Here is a 442-nt window from a genome sequence, read left to right on the forward strand (position 1 = left end):
AATCTATAATAAAAAAGTTTCAATAATTTTATAAGTGGAGCGGAAGACGGGGTTCGAACCCGCGACCCCCACCTTGGCAAGGTGATGTTCTACCACTGAACTACTTCCGCGCAAAAAAACTAATGCGGGTGAAGGGAGTCGAACCCCCACGCCTTGCGGCGCTAGATCCTAAGTCTAGTGCGTCTGCCAATTCCGCCACACCCGCGTAATTTAAATGATGAGTCATGTAGGATTCGAACCTACGACCCTCTGATTAAAAGTCAGATGCTCTACCAACTGAGCTAATGACTCATTTAAAAATGGTGGAGGATGACGGGATCGAACCGCCGACCCTCTGCTTGTAAGGCAGATGCTCTCCCAGCTGAGCTAATCCTCCATATTTAAGCCTAGCAACGTCCTACTCTCACAGGGGGAAGCCCCCAACTACCATCGGCGCTAAAGA

4 tRNA genes are annotated in these 442 nt (G+C 49.1%); all 4 read right to left on the minus strand.

The window, feature by feature from the left end:
• Window positions 1–35: 35 nt before the first annotated feature.
• A tRNA-Gly gene (locus AC6CHJ_RS16620) sits at window positions 36–110 on the minus strand.
• Between the two features lie 13 nt (window positions 111–123).
• Window positions 124–205, minus strand: a tRNA-Leu gene (locus AC6CHJ_RS16625).
• A 13-nt stretch (window positions 206–218) separates the two neighbouring features.
• Window positions 219–291 (minus strand) — tRNA-Lys (locus AC6CHJ_RS16630).
• Between the two features lie 9 nt (window positions 292–300).
• Window positions 301–376, minus strand: a tRNA-Val gene (locus tag AC6CHJ_RS16635).
• Window positions 377–442: the final 66 nt, after the last annotated feature.

It is taken from the genome of Rummeliibacillus sp. GQ308, from assembly GCF_059759115.1.